Raw genomic sequence first — 19,598 nt, 5'->3', positions numbered from 1 at the left:
GGTGGCAGGCCTGATCGCGCGGAACGACATCGACGAGGTCCGCGCGCGCGTGAACATCGCCGACGTGGTGGGCGACTACGTCACGCTGAAGTCCGCGGGCGTCGGCTCGCTCAAGGGTCTCTGCCCCTTCCACGACGAGCGCACGCCGTCGTTCCACGTCCGTCCCCAGGTCGGGCGGTACCACTGCTTCGGTTGCGGTGAGGACGGCGACGTCTTCAGCTTCCTCATGTCGCAGGACCACACGACGTTCCAGGAAGCCGTCGAGCGGATGGCCGCGAAGATCGGCTTCACGCTCCACTACGAAGAGGGCGACGGTCCCCGCACCGACTACAACGCCCGCGCCCGCCTGATCGCCGCGAACGAAGCCGCGCAGGCGTTCTTCACGGCGCAGCTGACGACCGCCGCGGCCGAACCGGCACGGCAGTTCCTCGGGGAGCGCGGCTTCGACCCGGCCGCCGCGCAGCACTTCGGTGTCGGGTTCGCTCCGAAGTCGTTCGACGCACTCAAGGACCACCTTCGCGGGTTGCGGTTCAGCATCGACGAGATCGCCGCCGCCGGTCTCGTCAGCCAGGGCGACCGCTCGCCGTACGACCGGTTCCGGGGACGTCTGATGTGGCCGATCCGCGACGTCACCGGCGCGACGATCGGCTTCGGCGCCCGTCGCCTGCTCGAGGACGACAAGGGCCCGAAGTACCTCAACACGCCGGAGACCCCGATCTACCACAAGAGCCAGGTGCTCTACGGGCTCGACCTGGCCCGCAAGGAGATCGCGAAGGGCAAGCAGGTCGTCATCGTCGAGGGCTACACCGACGTCATGGCGTGCCACCTCGCGGGGATCACCACGGCGGTGGCCACCTGCGGCACGTCGTTCGGCGTCGATCACATCAAGGTCCTCCGTCCGATGCTCGGCGACTCCGCCGCACAGCACGTCTCGCAGCTCGGCCAGATCGTCTTCACGTTCGACCCGGACGAGGCCGGGCAGCGCGCCGCGTCCCGCGCGTTCGCCGAGGAGCAGCGGTTCGCCTCGCAGACGTACGTCGCGGTCGCCCCGGGCGGGCTCGACCCGTGCGACCTCCGACTCGCTCGCGGTGACGACGCGATCCGCCGGCTGGTGGAGAACCGCCGACCGATGTTCGAGTTCATGATCCGTCGGCGTCTCGACGGCCACGACCTGGACACCGTCGAGGGTCGTGTCGGTGGGCTCCGTGAGAGCGCCCCGGTCATCGCGGACATCCGCGACCGCGCCCTCGCCGACGGCTACATCCGGAACACCGCCGGGTGGCTCGGCATGGACATCGAGGACGTCCGCCGTGCGGTCGCCGCGGCCCGTCGTCGCCCGTCCGACAGTGGCCAGGGCTCCCGGAACGGAGGCCCGTCCGGCGCCGGGCAGAACGGGTCCGGACACAACGGGTCCGGACACAACGGGTCCGGGCACAACGCATCCGGCAACGGCACCACCGGTTCCGGACCGAACGGTCCCGGGGACGGGTCGACCCGGGCCGAGGAACCGCAGGCCAGCATCCGTTCCCTGCCGGACGACCCGATCGCCCGGATGGAGCGCGACGCCGTGATGGCGATGGTGCAGCAGCCGCAGTCGGTCGGCGTGCCGTTGCTCGCGCTGGCGGCGTCGGCGACCTTCTCAGCGCGGATGCTGTCGGTCGTCCGCGACGCCGTGGTGGCGAACATCGACGCGGTGGGGGACCGGGCGTGGCTCGACAAGCTCCTGGCCGACGTGCCCGCGCCGTTCCGGTCGCTCGTGCAGGAGCTCGCGCTCGCACCGATCCCCGCACGGTCGGACGAGGACCTGGCGATCTACTGCCGCGGCATCGTCGTGGCCCTGGTGGAGCGCGACCTGCTCGCCCGGAAGGCCTCGCTGCTCGGACAACTGCAGCGCACCGATCCGACCGACCAGGAGCGTCGGGCGGATGTGCAGCGCCAACTGATGGACCTCGATGCGCAGCGGATGCGACTCCGCGCGGACACTCCCGGCGCCTGAGCCGCGCGCCGTTCCGTCGCCCAGGCGGCGGCCGTCGAGTGCACCCGCGACGGGGTGCGAGCCCCGTGGAACCGCGGAGTTGCCCGACGCAACAGTTGCCGTCCGGGCGCAAGGAACCTGCGCGCCGCGCCGGGCACACTGCCTCCGATCCTGCGCTCGTCGACGCGATCCTGCGTTACAGCGGTGTAAACAATCGGCTCCCAGCGCCTCCTGATGTCTGGCAGGGTGTGACCATTGAACGTCCCTGCGACCGGACACAGCCCGTTCCACTCGGTCCCAGGACTCCTGCAACCACATCAGAGAGGCAATCGGACATGGCATCCGTTTCCACATGGGGCAAGCGCACCCTCGCACTCGGCGCCGGCGCCGCAGCGACCGCGCTCGTGCTCACCGGCTGCGCAGGCGGCACCAGCGGCGGCTCCGGCGACCTCAACGGCCTGATCATCGGCACGACCGACAAGGTCACGTCGCTCGACCCCGCCGGCTCGTACGACAACGGCTCGTTCGCCGTGCAGAACCAGGTGTTCCCGTTCCTGCTGAACACCCCGACGGGCAGCCCGGACGTCGAGCCCGACATCGCCACGAAGGCGGAGTTCACGAGCCCGACGACGTACGAGGTGACCCTGAAGAAGGGTCTCGAGTTCGCGAACGGCAACAAGCTCACCTCGAGTGACGTCAAGTTCTCGTTCGAGCGCGACCTCAAGATCAAGAACGACAACGGCCCGTGGTCGCTGCTCGCGAACCTCAAGAGCATCGACACCCCGGACGCCACGACGGTCGTCTTCAACCTCGACCACGCCGACCAGACCTGGCCGCAGGTGCTCTCCAGCCCCGCCGGTCCGATCGTCGACGAGGACGTCTTCTCGGCGACGAAGCTCACCAGCGCCGACGACATCGTCAAGGGCAACGCCTTCGCCGGTCAGTACAAGATCACCTCCTACAAGGAGAACGACCTGATCGCGTACGAGGCGAACGACAAGTACGACGGTGTCCTCGACAAGGCGAAGACCAAGGACGTCACCGCCCAGTACTTCACCAAGGAGACCGACCTGAAGCTCGCGGTCCAGAAGGGCGACGTCGACGTGGCGTACCGCTCCCTTACCCCGACCGACATCTCGTCGCTCCGCAAGGACTCCAAGCTGCAGGTCATCGACGGCCCCGGCGGCGAGATCCGCTACGTGGTCTTCAACTTCAAGACGCAGCCCTTCGGCACCGGCCAGAGCGACGCCGACACCACGAAGGCCCTGGCCGTGCGCCAGGCCGTCGCGGACGTCGTCGACCGCGACGAGCTCGCCAAGGAGGTCTACAACGACACCTACACGCCGGTCTACTCGATGGTGCCGGACGGCCTGACCGGTGCCGCGACGCCCTTCAAGTCGCTCTACGGTGACGGCAACGGTGCGCCGGACGTCGACAAGGCCAAGAAGACCCTGAAGGACGCCGGTGTCTCGGGCAAGATCGAGCTCGACATCCAGTACTCGCCGGACCACTACGGCTCCGCCTCGGACGACGAGTACGCCACGCTGAAGACGCAGCTCGAGAACTCGGGCCTGTTCACCGTGAACATCCAGTCCACGGTCTACACGACCTACGCCGTCGAGCGCACGAAGGACGCCTACCCGCTGTACCAGCTCGGTTGGTTCCCGGACTTCTCGGACGCCGACAACTACCTCTCGCCGTTCTTCACGAAGGACAACTTCGTGCAGAACCACTACGACGACCCGACCATCCAGGGTCTGATCGCCGACGAGCAGGAGGAGTCGGACAGCGCGAAGCGTGCCGACATCATCGAGCAGGCCCAGCAGCGTGAGGCCGAGCAGATCTCGACCCTGCCGCTCCTGCAGGGCAAGTCGGTCGCCGTGGCCGGCAAGGGCGTCAAGGGTGTCACCCTCGATGCTTCCTTCAAGTTCCGCTACGGGACCATCACCAAGTAACCAGACGCACGGAAGGGGGCGCTCCCACGAGGAGCGCCCCCTCTCGGCGTCATGCGAAAGGCACACACCCCGTGACCCTCACGAACCCAGAGGCGATCGAGACCGAGCCCACGAAACCCCAGGCACAGCGACGTGCCAAGGGTCAGGGCGGCGGCATCGGTCGGTACATCCTCATCCGCTTCCTCCTGATCTTCCCGACCGTCTTCATCCTGGTGACGCTGGTCTTCTTCCTGATGCGCGTCGTCGGGAACCCGATCACCGCCTCGGTCGGTGGGCGGCTCACGCCCACGCAGCTGCAGGAACGGCTGCACGCCGCGGGCTACGACCGCCCGGTGATCGTCCAGTACATCGAGTACCTCGGGCAGATCGTCCGTGGTGACTTCGGCTCGTCGGTGACCGACAACCGTCCGGTGACCGAGATCATCCTGCAGTACGGCGGCGCGACGGCCGAGCTGGTGTTCTACGCCCTCATCGTCGCCCTCGTGCTCGGCATCCCGCTCGGCATGCTGGCCGCGTACCTGCGTGACAAGTGGCCCGACGTGCTGCTCCGCGCCCTCGCGATCCTGACCTACGCGACCCCGGTGTTCTTCGGTGGTCTGCTGCTCAAGCTCGTCTTCTCGGTCTGGCTCGGGTGGCTGCCGCTCGGCGACCGGGCGTCGACCCGTGTGCAGCTGATCCTGGACCGGATCGAGAACCCGACCGGCGTCTTCCTCCTCGACGCGATCCGGACCGGCAACGGCCAGATCATCAGCGACGTCCTGCAGCACGCGGTGCTGCCGGCCCTGACGCTGGGGCTGCTGACCGCGGGCATCTTCCTGCGGCTGGTGCGCGCGAACATGATCGGCTCGCTCGGTTCCGATTACGTCGACGCGGCCCGCTCGCGCGGTGTGCGCGAGTCGCGGCTCGTCCGGACGCACGCGTTCCGCCCGGCCCTCGTGCCGATCATCACCGTGATGGGCCTGCAGATCGCGATGCTGCTCGGCGGCTCGGTGCTCACCGAGACGACCTTCGGCTGGCGCGGGCTCGGCTTCGAGCTCAACCAGTACCTGTCCGCCCGTGACTTCGTCGCCGTGCAGGGCATCGTCGCGATGTTGGCGGTGATCGTCGCCGTCACGAACTTCGTCGTCGACGTCGTCGCGGCGCTCATCGACCCGAGAGTGAGGTTCTGACGATGTCCGACATCACCCTCGTCGACCGCCACGAGCCGCTGTGGAAGCGGCTCCCCGTCGTCGTCCAGCTCCGCCGGAGCACCGGATGGCAGCGCGCCATGCTCATCGTCGGTGTCGTCATCTGCGCCGTGTACCTGCTCGTCGCGCTGTTCGCCCCGCTCATCGCCCCGTACGGGTTCGGTGACCAGCAGGGTGCGGACGGGACGAACTTCCCCCGCACCGGCGCCCCGAGTGCCGAGCACATCTGGGGCACCACCGTCGGCGGTCTCGACGTCTTCAGCCGCGTCCTCTACGGCACCCGCACCGCGGTGCTCGTCGTCATCGTCGCCGTGGTCGTCTCCATCGTGATCGGCGTCCTGCTCGGCATGGTGTCCGGGTACATCGGCGGCTGGCTCGACCGCGTGCTCGTGGTCGTCGCCGACGCGATCTACGCGTTCCCGTCGCTGCTGCTCGCGATCGTCGTCTCGATCGTGGTCTCCGGCGGCCGGTCGACCTACTGGGGTGGCATCACGGCGGCGGCGATCTCGATCACCGTGGTCTACATCCCGCAGTACTTCCGGGTGGTCCGCGCCGAAGCCGTGCGCCTGAAGAACGACGCCTTCGTGGAGTCGGCACGCGTCATCGGCACGAACCCGTGGCGCATCATGACGCGGCACGTGCTCCGGAACTCGACCCGGTCGCTGCCGCTGATCCTCACCCTGAACGCGAGCGACGCGGTGCTGACCCTGGCGGGCCTCGGCTTCCTCGGGTTCGGCATCGGCCCGACGCAGGGTGCCGAGTGGGGCTACGACCTCAGCCGGGCACTGTCCGACGTCGCGAGCGGCGTCTGGTGGACCGGCGTGTACCCGGGCATCGCGATCGTGCTGCTCGTCCTCGGCGTGACGTTCATCGGCGAGAGCCTCAACGACATCTCCGACCCCCGCCTCCGTGCGCGACGACGGCTCGGGAAGCTGGTCTCCACGCGCGACAAGGCGACCAACGCGGAAGGGGCAGCAGCATGAGCAACGCACCCACGGGCCTCCCGTCCGACACGGGCCGCACCGCGGCCGACCCGGTCGTCGTCGTCGACGACCTCACCGTCACCTTCGCGACCGACGGCGGCGCCGTCGACGCGGTCAAGGGCGTCAGCCTCGACGTCCGCCCCGGCGAGGTGCTCGCCCTGGTCGGCGAGTCCGGCTCGGGCAAGTCCGTGACGGCGCGGAGCATGCTGCGGCTGATGCCGGAGACGGCGACGCTCGGCGGCGCGGTCCTGCTCGACGGCACCGACGTCGTCAAGGTGGGGTCGCAGAAGCTCCGCGAACTCCGGGGCACCGCCGGCGCGATGGTGTTCCAGGAGCCGTCCACCGCACTGAACCCGGTCTTCACGGTCGGGTGGCAGATCGCCGAGGGTCTGCGCGCCCACGGCGGCGTCTCGAAGAAGGAAGCGCGCGCCAAGGCGATCGACTACCTGCGCCGCGTCGGCATCCCCGACCCGGAGACGCGGGTCGACCACTACCCGCACCAGTTCTCCGGCGGCCAGAAGCAGCGCGTCGTCATCGCGAGTGCCCTGGCGCTCGAGCCGAGCGTCATCATCGCCGACGAGCCGACCACGGCCCTCGACGTGACGGTCCAGGCCGAGATCCTCGACCTGCTCCGCCGGTGCCGCGACGAGTTCGGCGCGGCGATCGTCATCATCACGCACAACATGGGCGTGGTCGCCGACCTGGCCGACCGGGTCGCTGTGATGTACCAGGGCGAGGTCGTCGAGGAAGCCCCCGTCGAGCAGCTCTTCGCAGCACCGCAGGCCGACTACACGAAGCGGCTGCTGGCTGCCGTGCCGCGGCTGGAGGCCTCGACCGGCGTCGCCCGCCGTGCCCTCATCACCGAGGACATCGAGCCTGTCGTGTCCGCGAAGGGCCTCGAGATCGAGTACCCGGGTCGCCTCGGCTCGCCGGCGTTCCGCGCGGTGAAGGGCGTGGACCTGGCGATCCGTCCGGGTGAGGTCCTCGGTCTGGTGGGGGAGTCCGGCTCCGGCAAGACCACCATCGGCCGCGCGATCGCCGGGCTGACGAAGATCACCGGTGGGTCGCTCAACGTCCTCGGCACCGAGATGCTCGGGTACAAGGAGCGCGACTTCAAGCGGCTGCGCAAGGACATCGGGTTCGTCTTCCAGGACCCGGCGACCTCGTTCAACCCGCTGCTGACGATCGCCGAGTGCGTCGCCGAACCGCTCGTCGTGCACGGGGTTGCCTCGTCGCCGCGGGCCGCGCGCAAGCAGGTGGACGAGCTCATGGAGGCCGTGCAGCTGCCCGCCGCCTACGGCGACCGGTACCCGCACGAGCTCTCCGGCGGCCAGCGGCAGCGCGCCTCGCTCGCGCGGTCACTGGCACTCCGTCCGAAGCTGCTCATCGCCGACGAGCCGACGAGTGCGCTCGACGTGTCGGTGCAGGCCCGCGTGCTGGAGCTCTTCCTCGAGCTGCAGCAGGACTTCGGGTTCGCGTCGCTGTTCATCAGCCACGACCTCGCCGTCGTCGGCGCCCTGTCCGACCGGATCGCCGTGCTCTACCGCGGTGACTTGGTCGAGACCGGCACCACGGCCGAGGTCCTCGGCGCCCCGCAGCACCCGTACACGCAGCGGCTGCTCGCGTCGCTGCCGGTCCCGGACCCGACGGAGCAGGCGGAGCGACGGCGTACGCTGGAGCGACTGGAGCAGGCCGGGGCCTGACCGGACGGTGACACGCCGTCGGGTGCATCCCGACCAGCCAGGAGGCCCGGCCCCGTCCGCGACGCACGTCGCGCGGACGAGGGGTCCGGGCCTCCCGTCCGGTGGTGGACCGCGGCAGGGCGCACGCGGCAGGAGAAGGGGTTCCATGACCGGGGAGAACGGTCCGGCCGTCGTCGCGGACGACGTCAGCATCGAGTACCGGGGCGGCGCGACGACCAGCCCGATCCGGGCGGTCGACGGGGTGAGCCTGACGCTCGGATGGGGCGAGATCCTCGCGGTGCTCGGCGAGTCCGGTTCCGGGAAGTCGACCTTCGCGGCCGCCGTCGCCGGCCAGCTCGGCACGCACGGTGAGGGCGAGGGCGCGCACCGCCGTCGCATCGTCGGCGGGGAGCTCAGCGTGCTCGGCCAGCCCACGCGACGACTCCGTCAGTCCTCCCGGCGCTACACCCGGCTGACCGGCCAGATCGGCTACCTGCCACAGGACGGCGCCGACCGGCTGCGTCCGGACCTGCTCGTCGGCGAGGCGATCGCCGAACCGATCTACGCCCGCGACCGCCGGTTCGACCGGCGCGAGGCCGGACTCATCGTCGCCCGCCTGGTCGACGCCGTGCACCTGCCCCTCGGCGTGCTCCGACTCAACACGTGGGAGCTGTCGAGCGGACAGCGGCAGCGCGTCGCCCTGGCCCGCGCTCTGGTCCTCGAGCCGCAGCTGCTCGTCGCCGACGAACCGGCACGCGGCGTCGACGTGCTCGTCCGGCAGTCCGTCCTGGAGGCGCTGTCCAGCCTGCAGCGACACCGCCAGTTCGCCGCGATCGTCGTCTCGAGCGACCTCCGCGAGGCCCGAGCCCTCGCCGACCGGGTCGCGATCATGAGCGAGGGACGGGTCGTCGGGCTCGGCCCGTTCGACGAGGTCCTCGACAACCCGCTCGACCCCTACGTCAGGACCCTCGCGGCGACCGCGTCGCGACCGGTGAAGCGGAAGCCGGCGACGGCCGGTCGCGGAGGAGTGCGCCAAGCATGAGTGGTGGGACAGGCATGAGCGAGCAGCAGCAGGCGCGGGGACACCGCGCCGTCGTGACCGATGCGGGGCGTCCCCTGCCCGTGGCGGCACCGACCCCGGGCGCGGTGACCATCCTGCCGACGCCCACCGCGCTGCACGAGGACGCAGTCCGCAGCGCCGGCGGCACGCTCGCCGACCTCGGCGAGGACACCCGCGGCATCGTCTGGCTCGACGCGAGCGACCCGGACGGACTGCAGGACGCGCTGACGACCGCTCCCGGCGTGACCTGGGTGCAGCTGCCGTTCGCGGGCGTGGACGCGTTCGCCCACCTCATCGCCGAGCACGGCGACCGCGTCCTGTTCACCTCGGCCAAGGGCGCCTACGCCGAGCCCGTCGCCGAGCACGCGCTCGCCCTCACCCTCGCGACGCTCCGTGTACTGCAGAAGCGCGCCCGGACCACGACGTGGTCGCGGGAGCCCGAGGGCATGTCGCTCTACGGCCGGCACGTCGTCCTCATCGGCGCCGGCGGCATCGCGCTGGAGTACCTGCGGCTCGTCGCGCCCTTCGACGTCCGCGTGACCGTGGTCCGCCGGTCGTCGGAGCCCGTGCCCGGAGCGGGACGCACGGTCACCACCGACCAGCTCGACGCGGTCCTGCCCGACGCGGACGTGGTCGTGGTGGCGGCGGCGATGACCGGGGAGACGTCCGGGCTCCTCGGTGCCCACCAGTTCGCGATCATGCCCGACCACGCCCGCCTGGTGAACATCGCCCGCGGCGGACTCGTGGACACCGACGCCCTCGTGGACGCCCTGCGCTCCGGGGCGATCACGGCCGCCGGACTCGACGTGACCGACCCGGAGCCGCTGCCGGACGGACACCCGCTCTGGAGCGAGCCGGGCGCGCTGATCACCCCGCACCAGGCCGACACCCCGGAGATGGTCGCACCGCTCCTGGCCGAGCGGGTCGGCACCAACGTGCGGGCGTTCCTCGGCGGTGACGGCACCGGGTTCGTGGGCGTCGTCGACCCGGCAGCCGGGTACTGACCACACCGTCCTGACCGGGGGTTCCTCGGTCCGGTCTCGGCGGCACGCCCGGGATGCGCGACCGATGCGCGGGACGCTGGACGTTTGCTGCTATGCTGTTACCCGCTGTTCAACCGCCTTCCAGCGGGACCGCAGTGATCCTCGATAGCTCAATTGGCAGAGCAGCCGGCTGTTAACCGGCAGGTTGTTGGTTCGAGTCCAACTCGGGGAGCGACAGGCCCTCACCCTCCGGGGTGGGGGCCTTCTCGTTTCCGCCGTGAGCCCCGGCCGGCACCGTCCCGCGGTTCCCGGGCGTCGTGGTGCGCTTCCACAGCCGGGATGCCGCCGGAAGCTGTTAACGTCCACAGGTGCCCCTCCGACCTCGACGCCCCGCGACGCTCGTCGCCGTGCTCGCGCTCGGGGTCGCCCTGACGGCGGTGACCGGGTGTTCGTCGACCGAGACCGGGCCGCGCGCCGAAGCCGCCGACCGGACCCCGACGGCGGCCACGGGTGCTCCATCGACCCCGTCGAACACGTCCGGTCCGACCGGCACCTCGCCCATCGTCTTCGCGTTCACCTGCACGGTCGGCGACGGTCCGTCGGTCGAGACGTACACGACGTCGTCCGCGGTGTGGGAGGACGGACGCACGTCCTGCACGGCCGCCCCGATCACCGGCACGGTCCCCTCGGCACAGCAGCAGTCCGCGCTCGACGCCGCCGCCGGGGACGCCACGCTCGAGCAGCTCGCTGCCGGCTGCGCGGTCAGCGGCACGGGGCCGTGGCGAGCGCCGATCGCGACCGTCGAACAGGAGCACGTGGCATCCGGACTCGAGCGCTACTGCCCGGGCCACCCGGACATCGACCGGCTGCGCGCGGCACTGGCGGCGCACCGGGGCTGAACCGCTCGCGCCGATGCGGTCCCCGCGAGGTCAGCCCTCGGGGTGGTCACGCCCCGGCAGCCAGGACTGCCCCGGGCCGCCCCAGCTCGCCTTGCGGATCGCCTTCTGCGCCTGCTTGGCGTACGGGTGGACCAGGCGGTCGGCGTACAACACGCCGTCCAGGTGGTCGTACTCGTGCTGGAACACCCGCGCGAGCCACCCGTGCGCCTCGATCTCGAACGGCTCGCCGTGCTCGTCGACGGCGCGGAGCAGCGCGCCCTCGGCACGACGGAGGGGGAAGCGTTCACCGGGGACCGACAGGCAGCCCTCGGACTCGTCGTCCTCGTCGAGTTCCTCGATCGACTCCGGCACCGGGGGAGTCGTCCACAGCACCGGGTTGATCGCGACACCGCGCCACAGCACGTCGTCGTCGTCGGTCCACGAGAAGACGAACAGCCGCTGGCCGACGCCGACCTGCGGACCGGCGAGCCCGACGCCGGGCGCCAGGTCCATCGTCTCGAACATGTCGGCGACGAGCGTGCGCAGGTCGTCGTCGAAGACGGTGACCTCGGTCGCGGGGGCGTGCAGGACGGGTTCACCGGTGATCCGGATCGGGAGGACGGCCATGCCACCAGGTTATCTGCGCGCGTCGGATAGCCTCGACCCGTGACACCGGACCTGCCGATCCCCGACGTGGTGCAGAACCTGACCCCGTTCCAGGCGCTCATGATCCCCGTCGCCCTGATCGGCGCCGTCTTCCTGTCGCTCGGCGCGCAGTTCCAGAGCCGAGGGGTGCAGCGGGTCGAAGCGCGGCTCGGGCAGCAGTCGAAGGGGCTGTCGGTCCGTCACGTCCTGGCGCTCCTCGGCAGCGGCAACTGGGTCCTCGGCACGGTGATGCTCGGTGCCGCGATCGTGCTCCAGCTCGTCAGCATCACCTACGCCCCGCTCATCGTCGTGCAGCCCCTCGGTGCCGTCGCGCTCGTCGTCACCACGTGGTTCTCGTCGCGGAGCAGCGGGGTCCCGCTCGGCACCCAGGCGCGTCGTGCCGTGTGGACGTGCATCGGAGGCGTCGCGTTGTTCGTGCTCATCGCCGCGCTGTACGGCCGCGAGAGCCCGATCGGCCGGGGCCAGCTCATCACGGTGCTCGTGGTCCTGGCGATCGTCCTGACGCTCGTCGTGGTCTCGTTCCGCCTGGTCGCCAAGCGGCGCAACGCGCTCTACTACATCATCGGCGCCGGCATCCTCTACGGCTTCGTCGCCACCCTGGCGAAGGTCACGCTGAACCGCATCGTCAACGGCACCTTCGACTGGGTCACCGCCTTCGCGATCGTCGGGGTCGTCGTCGCGTCGGCCGTCGGCGCCTACTTCGTCCAGAACGCCTACTCGAGCGGGTCCGCGGACCTCGTCATCGCCGGCCTGACCGTCGTCGACCCGATCGTCGCCGTCGGGATCGGCGTCATCGTCCTCGACGAGGCCGCCGGAGCACCCGTCGGCGCCGGCATCGGGTTCCTCGTCGCCGGAGCCATCGCGATCACCGGCGTGTTCCTGCTGGCCAAGCACCACCCGGACTCGCGCCGGTGACGCCGGACGGGAGGCGCGCCTCCCGTCCGCCGGTCGGCCCGCGCCCGACCCGTGGTGCCGTACCGCGGGATGACGGGGGTCCGCCGCGCGGCTGAGGCGGGCGGCCAGAGGGGTGCGGTAGCGTTCCGAACCGACCAGACCGGCGTGCGACGACCACGCGTGCCGGCGTTCGCGACGAGAGGACGACCCCCGCCGTGTCAGCAGACGCCACGACCGAGACGACCGACACCACGGCCGCCACCGGAGGGCGACGGCCGCTGCGGGTGCTCATCGCCGCCGACACCTTCGCGCCCGACGTGAACGGTGCCGCGACCTTCACCGAGGAGCTCGCCCTGGGCCTCGCCGCACGTGGGCACGAGGTGCACATCATCGCCCCGTCGTGGAACCGGTGGCACGCCGGGTCGTTCGACGAGGAGTACCGGGGCGTCACGCTCACGGTGCACCGCCTGGCCTCGTACCGGTGGCCCGCCCACGAGTGGTACCGCTTCGCCTGGCCCTGGACCGTCCGGAAGCACACCGCGCCGATCATCGCGGCGTTGCAGCCCGACGTCGTCCACATCCAGTCCCACATCGTGGTCGGACGCGGCGTCGCCCGTGAAGCGCACGACCGCGGCATCCGGCTCATCGGCACGAACCACTTCATGCCGGAGAACCTGCTCGAGTACACGCCGTTCGGCAAGCGCACGACCCCGCTCGCGCTGAAGATCGCCTGGGCGGACGCGGCCAAGACCTACCGTCTGGCCGAGGCGATCACCACGCCGACCGAGCTCGCGGCCGACTACCTGCGCGAGGCGATCGCCGGTCAGCCGGTCCTCGCGATCTCGTGCGGCGTCGACGCCACCCGCTACACCCCGGCGACGGGACGACCGGCGGGCAACGACATCGTCTTCGTCGGCCGCGTGGCGCCGGAGAAGAACCTCGACGTCATGATCCGGGCGCTCCCGCTGCTGCCCGCCTCGCTGGACGCCCGGTTCACCATCGTCGGCGACGGGGACATGATCCCGAAGCTGACCGCGCTCGCGACAGAGCTCGGCGTCGAGGACCGGGTCCGCTTCCTCGGGTTCGTGACCGACGAGGTCAAGCTGCGGACGCTGACCGAGGGCACCGTGTTCGTGATGCCGTCCACCGCGGAGCTGCAGAGCATCTCCTCGCTCGAGGCGATGGCCTCCGGGCTGCCCGTCGTCGCGGCGGACTCGATGGCGCTGCCCCACCTCATCGACGGCAACGGGTACCTGTTCACCCCGGGGGACGAGCACGACCTCGCGGCGAAGCTCACGTCGGTGCTCACCGCGCCGGACGACGAGTACGAGACGATGCGGCAGCGCAGCCTCACCATGATCGAGGCCCACGACATCAACCGCACGCTCTCGACGTTCGAGGCGCTGTATCGTGGGGAGCCGGTGGCCTCGGCCCCCGAGGGGCGGTAGCCAAGCTGGTCAAGGCAGTCGGCTCATAACCGAACGATTCGCGGGTTCAAGTCCCGCCCGCCCTACGTGCACCTGCCGTCCAAGAAGCGCCCGACCGAAGACACGAGCCACGCGCCGACCCCGAACGTGATGTTCGAGGTGAGCCGCGCGGGCACGGGTGTGCGCGTCAACGCCTTCCGCATCGGGTTCATGGGTGCCATCGGGGTGCTCGTCGCGCTGCTGGCCGGCGCGCTGGTCCACGAGCTGAGCACCGTGCTCGTCTACATCGGCGTCGCGCTGTTCATCGCGCTGGGCCTCGACCCGCTCGTCACCCTGCTCGAGCGGTACATCCCGCGGTGGGCCGCGATCCTCATCGTGGTCGTCGTCGTGCTCGGGGCGTTCATCGGCGTCGTGTTCGCGATCGTGCCGATCCTGGTCAACCAGGCGACGAACCTGGTGCAGAACTTCCCGGAGATCGTCGGTGACATCTCGAAGCAGGGGTGGGTGCAGGACCTGGCGCGGCAGTTCGAGGGGTCCTTCGACGTCGACCACGCGCTCGACTCCGCGCAGAAGTTCGTCGAGAACCCGGGCAACCTGCTCAGCCTCGGCGGCGGGATCCTGGCGGTGGGCAGCGGCATCCTCTCCGGGCTGACCGGCGCGCTCATCGTGATCATCCTGATGCTGTACTTCCTCGCCTCGATGCGTGGACTGAAGACGATGGTCTACCGCTTCGTCCCGGCCTCGCGCCGCGACAACTTCGTCGAGGTGAGCGAGCAGGTGACCTCCTCGGTCGGCCGCTACGTCGTCGGGCAGATCACCCAGGCCGGCATCAACGGTGTGCTCAGCATCATCTGGCTGCTCATCATCGGGGCGCCGCTGCCGGTGCTGCTGGCGTCCTTCGCGTTCCTCGGGTCGCTCATCCCGCTCGTCGGGACGCTCGGCGCGGCCGTCCTCATCTCGCTGCTCTGCCTGTTCGCGTCGCCCGCGACCGCGCTGGCGGCGGCGATCTACTACCTCGTGTACATGCAGGTCGAGGCGTACATCATCTCGCCGCGCATCATGTCCCGCGCCGTGCAGGTGCCCGGAGCGCTCGTGGTCATCGCGGCGATCGCCGGAGCGACCATCGGCGGCGTGCTCGGTGCGCTCGTGGCGGTGCCGGCCGCGGCGTCGGTGATCATCATCGTGCAGAAGGTCATCTACCCCCGCCAGGAGCTCTCCTAGCACCGTCCGCCGACCGGGTCGGGCCTGGCGTCCGGGATCCTTCTCCACCGACATGGCCCGGATGGTTGCCGTTCCCAGTTCGCACCTGGCATGATGAGCGTGTCCTCCGGGACGTCACAATCGCATACCGATGGTCCCGAACGGGTCCTCCGCTGTACAGGTCGATGGGGAAGTCGCACCTGACGATCGGAGGAATCGTGACTGGGTCAACGTCAGGAGTGCTCTACGTGCACTCCTCACCACGCGCGCTCTGCCCGCACGTCGAATGGGCGGCAGGTCGCGCGATGAACCGCGCCGTGAACTTCTCGTGGCTCGACCAGCCCGCACTCGACGGTTCACGCCGCACCGAGTTCACCTGGTCCGGACCAGTCGGGTCCGGCGCGGCGATCGCCTCTGCGCTCCGCGGGTGGGAGCACCTGCGCTTCGAGGTCACCGAGGACGCCACCACCGAATCGGACGGCGGGCGGTGGATGCACACGCCCGATCTCGGTGTGTTCTACGCGCAGACCGACGTCACCGGCAACATGGTCGTCCCCGAGGACCGGATCCGCTACGCGATGGAGGTCGCCGGCAGCAACGCCCTCGAACTGCACCGCGAGCTCCGGCTCGCCCTGGGGCAGGCGTGGGACGACGAACTCGAGCCGTTCCGGCACGCTGCCGAGGGCAACCCCGTCGTCTGGCTGCACCGCGTCGGCTGAGTCGCCACGATCCTCCCGTCACACCGAACGCCGTCCTGCGGGGCGGCGTTCGGCGTTCCGGGCGGCGGTACGGGCCTCGGCGTGTCGCCGAACCCGCGGGGCCCGGCCGACCCCGGACGGACGGGAGGCCCGCCCCGCGACGCGGGACGGGCCTCCTGGCCGGTGGGTGGATCAGACGGAACGGAACGCCACCACGGCGTTGTGACCACCGAAGCCGAACGAGTTGCTCACCGCGAGCAGGTCGCCCTGCGGCAGGTCACGCGGTGCGGTCGCGACGTCCATCACGATCTCCGGGTCCTGTTCGGTGAGGTTGATCGTCGGCGGTGCGACGCGGTTCTCGAGCGCCAGGACAGTGAAGACCGCCTCGATCGCACCGGCACCACCGAGCAGGTGCCCGGTGGATGCCTTCGTGGCGGACACGACGACGGAGTCGAGGTGGTCGCCGAAGACGCGACGCATGGCGTGGTACTCGGCGACGTCGCCGACCGGCGTGGAGGTGGCGTGCGCGTTGACGTGCGCGACGTCCTCGCGGCTGGCGTCGGCGTGCTCGAGCGCCATGATGACGGCACGGGCGGCCGCGGAGCCCTCGGGGTCCGGTGCGGTGATGTGGAACGCATCCGACGTGATGCCGGAGCCGGCGACCTCGGCGTAGATGTGGGCACCGCGGGCCTCGGCGTGCTCCTTGGTCTCGAGGATCAGCGCGGCGGCGCCGTCGGCGAGGACGAACCCGTCGCGGGTGACGTCGTACGGGCGTGACGCGGTCTCGGGGGAGTCGTTGCGGCGGGACAGCGCCTGCATCGCGGCGAAGGACGCGAGCGGCAGCGGGTGCAGCGCCGCCTCGGCTCCACCGGCGATGACGATGTCCGCGTCACCGAAGGCGACGTGGCGGTAGGCCTCGGCCAGGGACTCGGTCGAGGAGGCGCAGGCGGAGAGGTAGGTGCGGGCGCCACCACGGGCGCCGAACTCCATCTCGATGGCGGCGGCGGGGCCGTTGGCCATGAGCATCGGGACCGTCATCGGCATGACGCGCCGCGGGCCCTTCTCGCGGAGGGTGTCCCAGGCGTCGAGGAGCGTGTTGACGCCGCCGATGCCGGTCGCCCAGTCGACGATCAGGCGCTCGGGGACGACGGACTCGGCGTCGATGCCGGCGTCGGCCCAGGCTTCGCGCGCCGCGATGAGCGACAGCTGCGAGGACGGGTCGAGCCGCTTCGACTCGGGACGGGTGAGCTGGTCGGTGACGAAGCGACGTGCCTGGCCGGCGAACTCGACGGGGAGCTCCAGCTCGGCGTAGCGGGGGTCTTCGATGCGGCTGATGCCGGACTCACCGGCGAGCAGGGCCGCCCAGGATTCCTTGGCGGTCGCAGCGAGGGGACTGATCGCACCGATCCCGGTGACGACGACGGTTCTCTTGGTCATGAACGACGGTTCTTTCTGCGAGGGACAAGACGAGCGCCGCGGGCCATGACTCGAGGGTCAGCGGCCCGCGGCGCTCAGGAAGCTCGTTTCAGGCCTGGGCCTTGACGATGAAGTCGACGGCGTCGCCGACGGTCTTGAGGTTCTTGACCTCTTCGTCGGGGATCTTGACGTCGAACTTCTCTTCGGCGTTCACGACGATGGTCATCATCGAGATGGAGTCGATGTCGAGGTCGTCGGTGAACGACTTGTCTGCGGCGACGGTGTCGGTAGCGATACCGGTCTCGTCGTTGATCAGCTCGGCCAGGCCGGCGAGGACTTCTTCGTTGGACAGGGCCATGAGTGTTCTCCTTGAGGGGGGTGTCGTTTGACCGTGGGACAGCCTAGGGCACGGGCACTGCCCGCGCCCGGAGGCGCGAGGGGCTAGGGGAGGACGACCACCTGGGCGCCGAACACGAGTCCGGCACCGAACCCGATCTGCAGGGCGAGTCCGCCCGACAGTTCCGGGTGCTCGGCGAGCAGGCGGTGCGTGGCGAGCGGGATGCTCGCGGCCGAGGTGTTGCCGGTGGTGGTGATGTCGCGGGCGATGGCCACGGTGTCCGGGATGCCGAGCTGCTTGGCGAACTCGTCGATGATCCGGATGTTCGCCTGGTGCGGCACGAACGCCGCGAGCTGGTCGGCGCGGACGCCGGCCGCCTCGAGCGCCTGGCGGGCGACCTTCACCATCTCCCACACCGCCCAGCGGAAGACCGTCTGACCGGCCTGGCGCATTGTCGGACGGGGTGCGCCGGCCTCCCACTCGTTGTAGGTCGCGGTCATGCCGATCGCGTCCCACTTCGAGCCGTCGGAGCCCCAGATGCTCGGGCCGATGCCGGCGGTGTCGCTCGGGCCGACGACCGCTGCGCCGGCACCGTCGCCGAGGAGGAACGAGATCGACCGGTCGGTCGGGTCGACGACGTCGCTGAGCTTCTCGGCACCGATGACCAGCACGTGGTCGGCGATGCCGGACTTGATGAACGAGTCGGCCTGGGCGATGCCGTAGGCGTACCCCGCGCAGGCGGCGCTGATGTCGTACGCGGCGGCCGGTGCGGCGCCGATCCGCTCCGCGAGCAGCGATGCCAGCGACGGCGTGGCGACCGAGTGGGTCACGGTCGCGACGAGGACGACACCGATCTGGTCGGGCGTCAGGCCGGCCTTCGCGATCGCCTCGCGCGCGGCGGTCTCGGCGAGGTCCACCGCCTCGACGTCGCGTCCGGCACGCATGCGGGTCACGATGCCGGTGCGCTGGCGGATCCACTCGTCGGAGGAGTCGATCGGTCCGATCAGGTCCTCGTTCGGGACCACGTTCTCACCGCGGGCGGCGCCGAAGGCGAGGATTCGGGTGAACTCGTGGCCGCGTCGCTGGGACAGGACCGGCCGGTCACCGGACGGGAGGCTCGTGGGCACGTCCGTCCCGCTGGCGTCGGCGCTGCTGCTCGTGTCGGTCATCGGGTGCCCTCGGCGGTGTCGGCGGCGGCGCTCTGGAGCAGCTCGACCGCGGCGGGCAGGTCGTCCGGCGTCTTGATCGCGACGGTCGGGGTACCGCGGAGCCCCCGCTTCGCCAGGCCGACGAGCGCCCCGGCCGGAGCGAGCTCGATGATCCCGGTGACGCCGGCCTGCTGGAACGAGGCCATCACGGCGTCCCAGTGCACGGGGCTGGCGATCTGGCGGACCATGAGGTCGACGAAGCGGCGGCCGTCCTCGACCTGCGAGCCGTCGGCGTTGGTCCAGAGCGGCAGGGTCGGGTCCTGCACCGTCGCGGCCGCGGCGACAGGGGCGACCCGGTCGACGGCGGGGGCCATGAAGCGGGTGTGGAAGGCCCCGGCGACCGCGAGCGGGATGACGCGGGCCTTGGCGGGCGGCTGCTCGGCGAGACGCGCGATGGCGTCAGCGGGGCCGGCGACGACGGTCTGCCCGCCGCCGTTGTGGTTCGCCGCGGTGAGGCCGAGCGACTCGAGTGCGGTCACCAGCTCGTCGGCGTCGCCACCGAGGACCGCGGCCATCGAGGTCGGCTCGAGTGCAGCGGCGGCGGCCATGGCACGGCCGCGCTCGGCGACCAGCGACACGGCGTCGGTCGGCGTGAGGACCCCGGCGACGGCAGCGGCGGTGAACTCGCCCACCGAGTGGCCGGCGACCCCGCCGACGAGGGCACGACGGCCGTCGGCGAGCAGCGCGTCGGCGGTGACGAGACCGGCGGCCACGATGAGCGGCTGCGCCAGGGCGGTGTCCTTGATGGTGTCCGCGTCGGAGTTCGTGCCGTGCTCGGCCAGGTCGACACCGATGGCCTCGGACCACTGCCCGACTCGTTCACGGACGGCGGCGTGCTCGAGCCAGGGGGCGAGGAAGCCGGGGGTCTGGGAGCCCTGTCCGGGCGCGACGACGACGATCACCGGTCAATCCTGTCTGGCCGCGTCCACGGGACCCGTGTGGACTCCCCACACGGATTCCGTGGTTGCGTTGTAGGAACCCCTACCGGCGTGGCCGAGCCGGGAGTCCCTCCCGCCACGTCGCGTCGTGGCCGAGCCGGGAAACACCGG

Annotated in this window: 17 protein-coding genes and 2 tRNA genes; 14 read left to right on the top strand and 5 right to left on the bottom strand. The window is 70.7% G+C overall.

Annotated features, from left to right (window positions below; all coding sequences use genetic code 11):
- Position 1: 1 nt before the first annotated feature.
- The 9 genes from dnaG (at position 2) to E9228_RS03380 (ending at position 10,724) form a co-directional block, all read left to right on the top strand.
- The gene (dnaG, locus tag E9228_RS03420; protein WP_166779160.1) at positions 2–1,996 is read left to right on the top strand and encodes a DNA primase; all 1,995 of its coding nucleotides are present in this window, start codon (positions 2–4) and stop codon (positions 1,994–1,996) included.
- Between the two features lie 314 nt (positions 1,997–2,310).
- Positions 2,311–3,930, top strand: a complete 1,620-nt coding sequence (locus tag E9228_RS03415) for an ABC transporter substrate-binding protein (protein WP_166779159.1) — start codon at positions 2,311–2,313, stop codon at positions 3,928–3,930.
- Between the two features lie 71 nt (positions 3,931–4,001).
- A complete protein-coding gene (locus tag E9228_RS03410) occupies positions 4,002–5,099 on the top strand; it encodes an ABC transporter permease (protein ID WP_341849749.1) in 1,098 nt (365 codons plus the stop codon).
- A gap of 2 nt (positions 5,100–5,101) precedes the next feature.
- Positions 5,102–6,100: an ABC transporter permease gene (locus tag E9228_RS03405; RefSeq protein WP_166779158.1), complete on the top strand. Its 999-nt coding sequence runs from the start codon at positions 5,102–5,104 to the stop codon at positions 6,098–6,100.
- Positions 6,097–7,803 (top strand): ABC transporter ATP-binding protein, encoded by a 1,707-nt coding sequence (locus E9228_RS03400; protein WP_166779157.1) that lies wholly within the window; start codon positions 6,097–6,099, stop codon positions 7,801–7,803. Before E9228_RS03405 ends, E9228_RS03400 begins: the two co-directional genes overlap by 4 nt.
- A 145-nt stretch (positions 7,804–7,948) precedes the next feature.
- On the top strand, positions 7,949–8,824 hold the full coding sequence (locus tag E9228_RS03395; RefSeq protein WP_166779156.1) for an ATP-binding cassette domain-containing protein: 876 nt from the start codon (positions 7,949–7,951) through the stop codon (positions 8,822–8,824).
- Positions 8,821–9,846 carry a D-isomer specific 2-hydroxyacid dehydrogenase family protein gene (locus tag E9228_RS03390; protein ID WP_252727524.1) on the top strand — a complete coding sequence of 342 codons (1,026 nt, stop codon included), beginning with the start codon at positions 8,821–8,823 and terminating at the stop codon, positions 9,844–9,846. Before E9228_RS03395 ends, E9228_RS03390 begins: the two co-directional genes overlap by 4 nt.
- Before the next feature lie 138 nt (positions 9,847–9,984).
- Positions 9,985–10,057, top strand: a tRNA-Asn gene (locus E9228_RS03385).
- Between the two features lie 136 nt (positions 10,058–10,193).
- A complete protein-coding gene (locus E9228_RS03380) occupies positions 10,194–10,724 on the top strand; it encodes a hypothetical protein (protein ID WP_166779155.1) in 531 nt (176 codons plus the stop codon).
- Positions 10,725–10,754: 30 nt separating this feature from the next.
- Here the strand turns inward: E9228_RS03380 and def are convergent, their stop codons facing one another.
- Entirely contained in the window at positions 10,755–11,330 is a 576-nt protein-coding gene (gene def / locus E9228_RS03375) for a peptide deformylase (protein WP_166779154.1), read from the bottom strand.
- A gap of 39 nt (positions 11,331–11,369) precedes the next feature.
- Here def and E9228_RS03370 point away from each other — a divergent pair, with 39 nt between their 5' ends.
- The 5 genes from E9228_RS03370 to E9228_RS03350 all read left to right on the top strand — a co-directional run bounded on the left by E9228_RS03370 (position 11,370) and on the right by E9228_RS03350 (position 15,609).
- A complete protein-coding gene (locus tag E9228_RS03370) occupies positions 11,370–12,284 on the top strand; it encodes a DMT family transporter (RefSeq protein WP_341849748.1) in 915 nt (304 codons plus the stop codon).
- A 194-nt stretch (positions 12,285–12,478) separates the two neighbouring features.
- Positions 12,479–13,711, top strand: a complete 1,233-nt coding sequence (locus E9228_RS03365; RefSeq protein WP_166779153.1) for a glycosyltransferase — start codon at positions 12,479–12,481, stop codon at positions 13,709–13,711.
- Positions 13,702–13,776, top strand: a tRNA-Ile gene (locus E9228_RS03360). Before E9228_RS03365 ends, E9228_RS03360 begins: the two co-directional genes overlap by 10 nt.
- 1 nt (position 13,777) lies before the next feature.
- A complete protein-coding gene (locus E9228_RS03355) occupies positions 13,778–14,911 on the top strand; it encodes an AI-2E family transporter (protein ID WP_341849747.1) in 1,134 nt (377 codons plus the stop codon).
- Positions 14,912–15,075: 164 nt separating this feature from the next.
- Entirely contained in the window at positions 15,076–15,609 is a 534-nt protein-coding gene (locus E9228_RS03350) for a DUF3145 domain-containing protein (RefSeq protein ID WP_166779152.1), read from the top strand.
- Positions 15,610–15,780: 171 nt separating this feature from the next.
- Here the strand turns inward: E9228_RS03350 and E9228_RS03345 are convergent, their stop codons facing one another.
- The 4 genes from E9228_RS03345 to E9228_RS03330 all read right to left on the bottom strand — a co-directional run bounded on the left by E9228_RS03345 (position 15,781) and on the right by E9228_RS03330 (position 19,451).
- A complete protein-coding gene (locus E9228_RS03345) occupies positions 15,781–17,025 on the bottom strand; it encodes a beta-ketoacyl-[acyl-carrier-protein] synthase family protein (protein ID WP_166779151.1) in 1,245 nt (414 codons plus the stop codon).
- A gap of 88 nt (positions 17,026–17,113) precedes the next feature.
- The gene (locus tag E9228_RS03340) at positions 17,114–17,362 is read right to left on the bottom strand and encodes an acyl carrier protein (RefSeq protein ID WP_058741348.1); all 249 of its coding nucleotides are present in this window, start codon (positions 17,360–17,362) and stop codon (positions 17,114–17,116) included.
- 83 nt (positions 17,363–17,445) lie between these two features.
- Complete coding sequence (locus tag E9228_RS03335; RefSeq protein ID WP_166779150.1) at positions 17,446–18,510, bottom strand: beta-ketoacyl-ACP synthase III; 1,065 nt, start codon at positions 18,508–18,510, stop codon at positions 17,446–17,448.
- Entirely contained in the window at positions 18,507–19,451 is a 945-nt protein-coding gene (locus E9228_RS03330) for an acyltransferase domain-containing protein (protein WP_166779149.1), read from the bottom strand. The genes E9228_RS03335 and E9228_RS03330 overlap by 4 nt, the downstream gene beginning before the upstream one ends.
- Positions 19,452–19,598 lie beyond the last annotated feature (147 nt).

The sequence above is a fragment of the Curtobacterium salicis genome (genome assembly GCF_011759505.1).
Taxonomy (GTDB): domain Bacteria; phylum Actinomycetota; class Actinomycetes; order Actinomycetales; family Microbacteriaceae; genus Curtobacterium; species Curtobacterium salicis.
This window is presented reverse-complemented; position numbering and strand designations above follow the sequence as displayed.

What these genes read in the sequence shown, in the direction of transcription:
- E9228_RS03390 (WP_252727524.1), top strand. Translation starts at nt 8,821, where the DNA reads ATGAGTGGTGGGACAGGCATGAGCGAGCAGCAGCAGGCGCGGGGACAC.
- def (WP_166779154.1), bottom strand. Translation starts at nt 11,330, where the DNA reads ATGGCCGTCCTCCCGATCCGGATCACCGGTGAACCCGTCCTGCACGCC.
- E9228_RS03350 (WP_166779152.1), top strand. Translation starts at nt 15,076, where the DNA reads ATGGGGAAGTCGCACCTGACGATCGGAGGAATCGTGACTGGGTCAACG.
- E9228_RS03345 (WP_166779151.1), bottom strand. Translation starts at nt 17,025, where the DNA reads ATGACCAAGAGAACCGTCGTCGTCACCGGGATCGGTGCGATCAGTCCC.
- E9228_RS03395 (WP_166779156.1), top strand. Translation starts at nt 7,949, where the DNA reads ATGACCGGGGAGAACGGTCCGGCCGTCGTCGCGGACGACGTCAGCATC.
- E9228_RS03400 (WP_166779157.1), top strand. Translation starts at nt 6,097, where the DNA reads ATGAGCAACGCACCCACGGGCCTCCCGTCCGACACGGGCCGCACCGCG.
- E9228_RS03415 (WP_166779159.1), top strand. Translation starts at nt 2,311, where the DNA reads ATGGCATCCGTTTCCACATGGGGCAAGCGCACCCTCGCACTCGGCGCC.
- E9228_RS03340 (WP_058741348.1), bottom strand. Translation starts at nt 17,362, where the DNA reads ATGGCCCTGTCCAACGAAGAAGTCCTCGCCGGCCTGGCCGAGCTGATC.
- E9228_RS03405 (WP_166779158.1), top strand. Translation starts at nt 5,102, where the DNA reads ATGTCCGACATCACCCTCGTCGACCGCCACGAGCCGCTGTGGAAGCGG.
- E9228_RS03335 (WP_166779150.1), bottom strand. Translation starts at nt 18,510, where the DNA reads ATGACCGACACGAGCAGCAGCGCCGACGCCAGCGGGACGGACGTGCCC.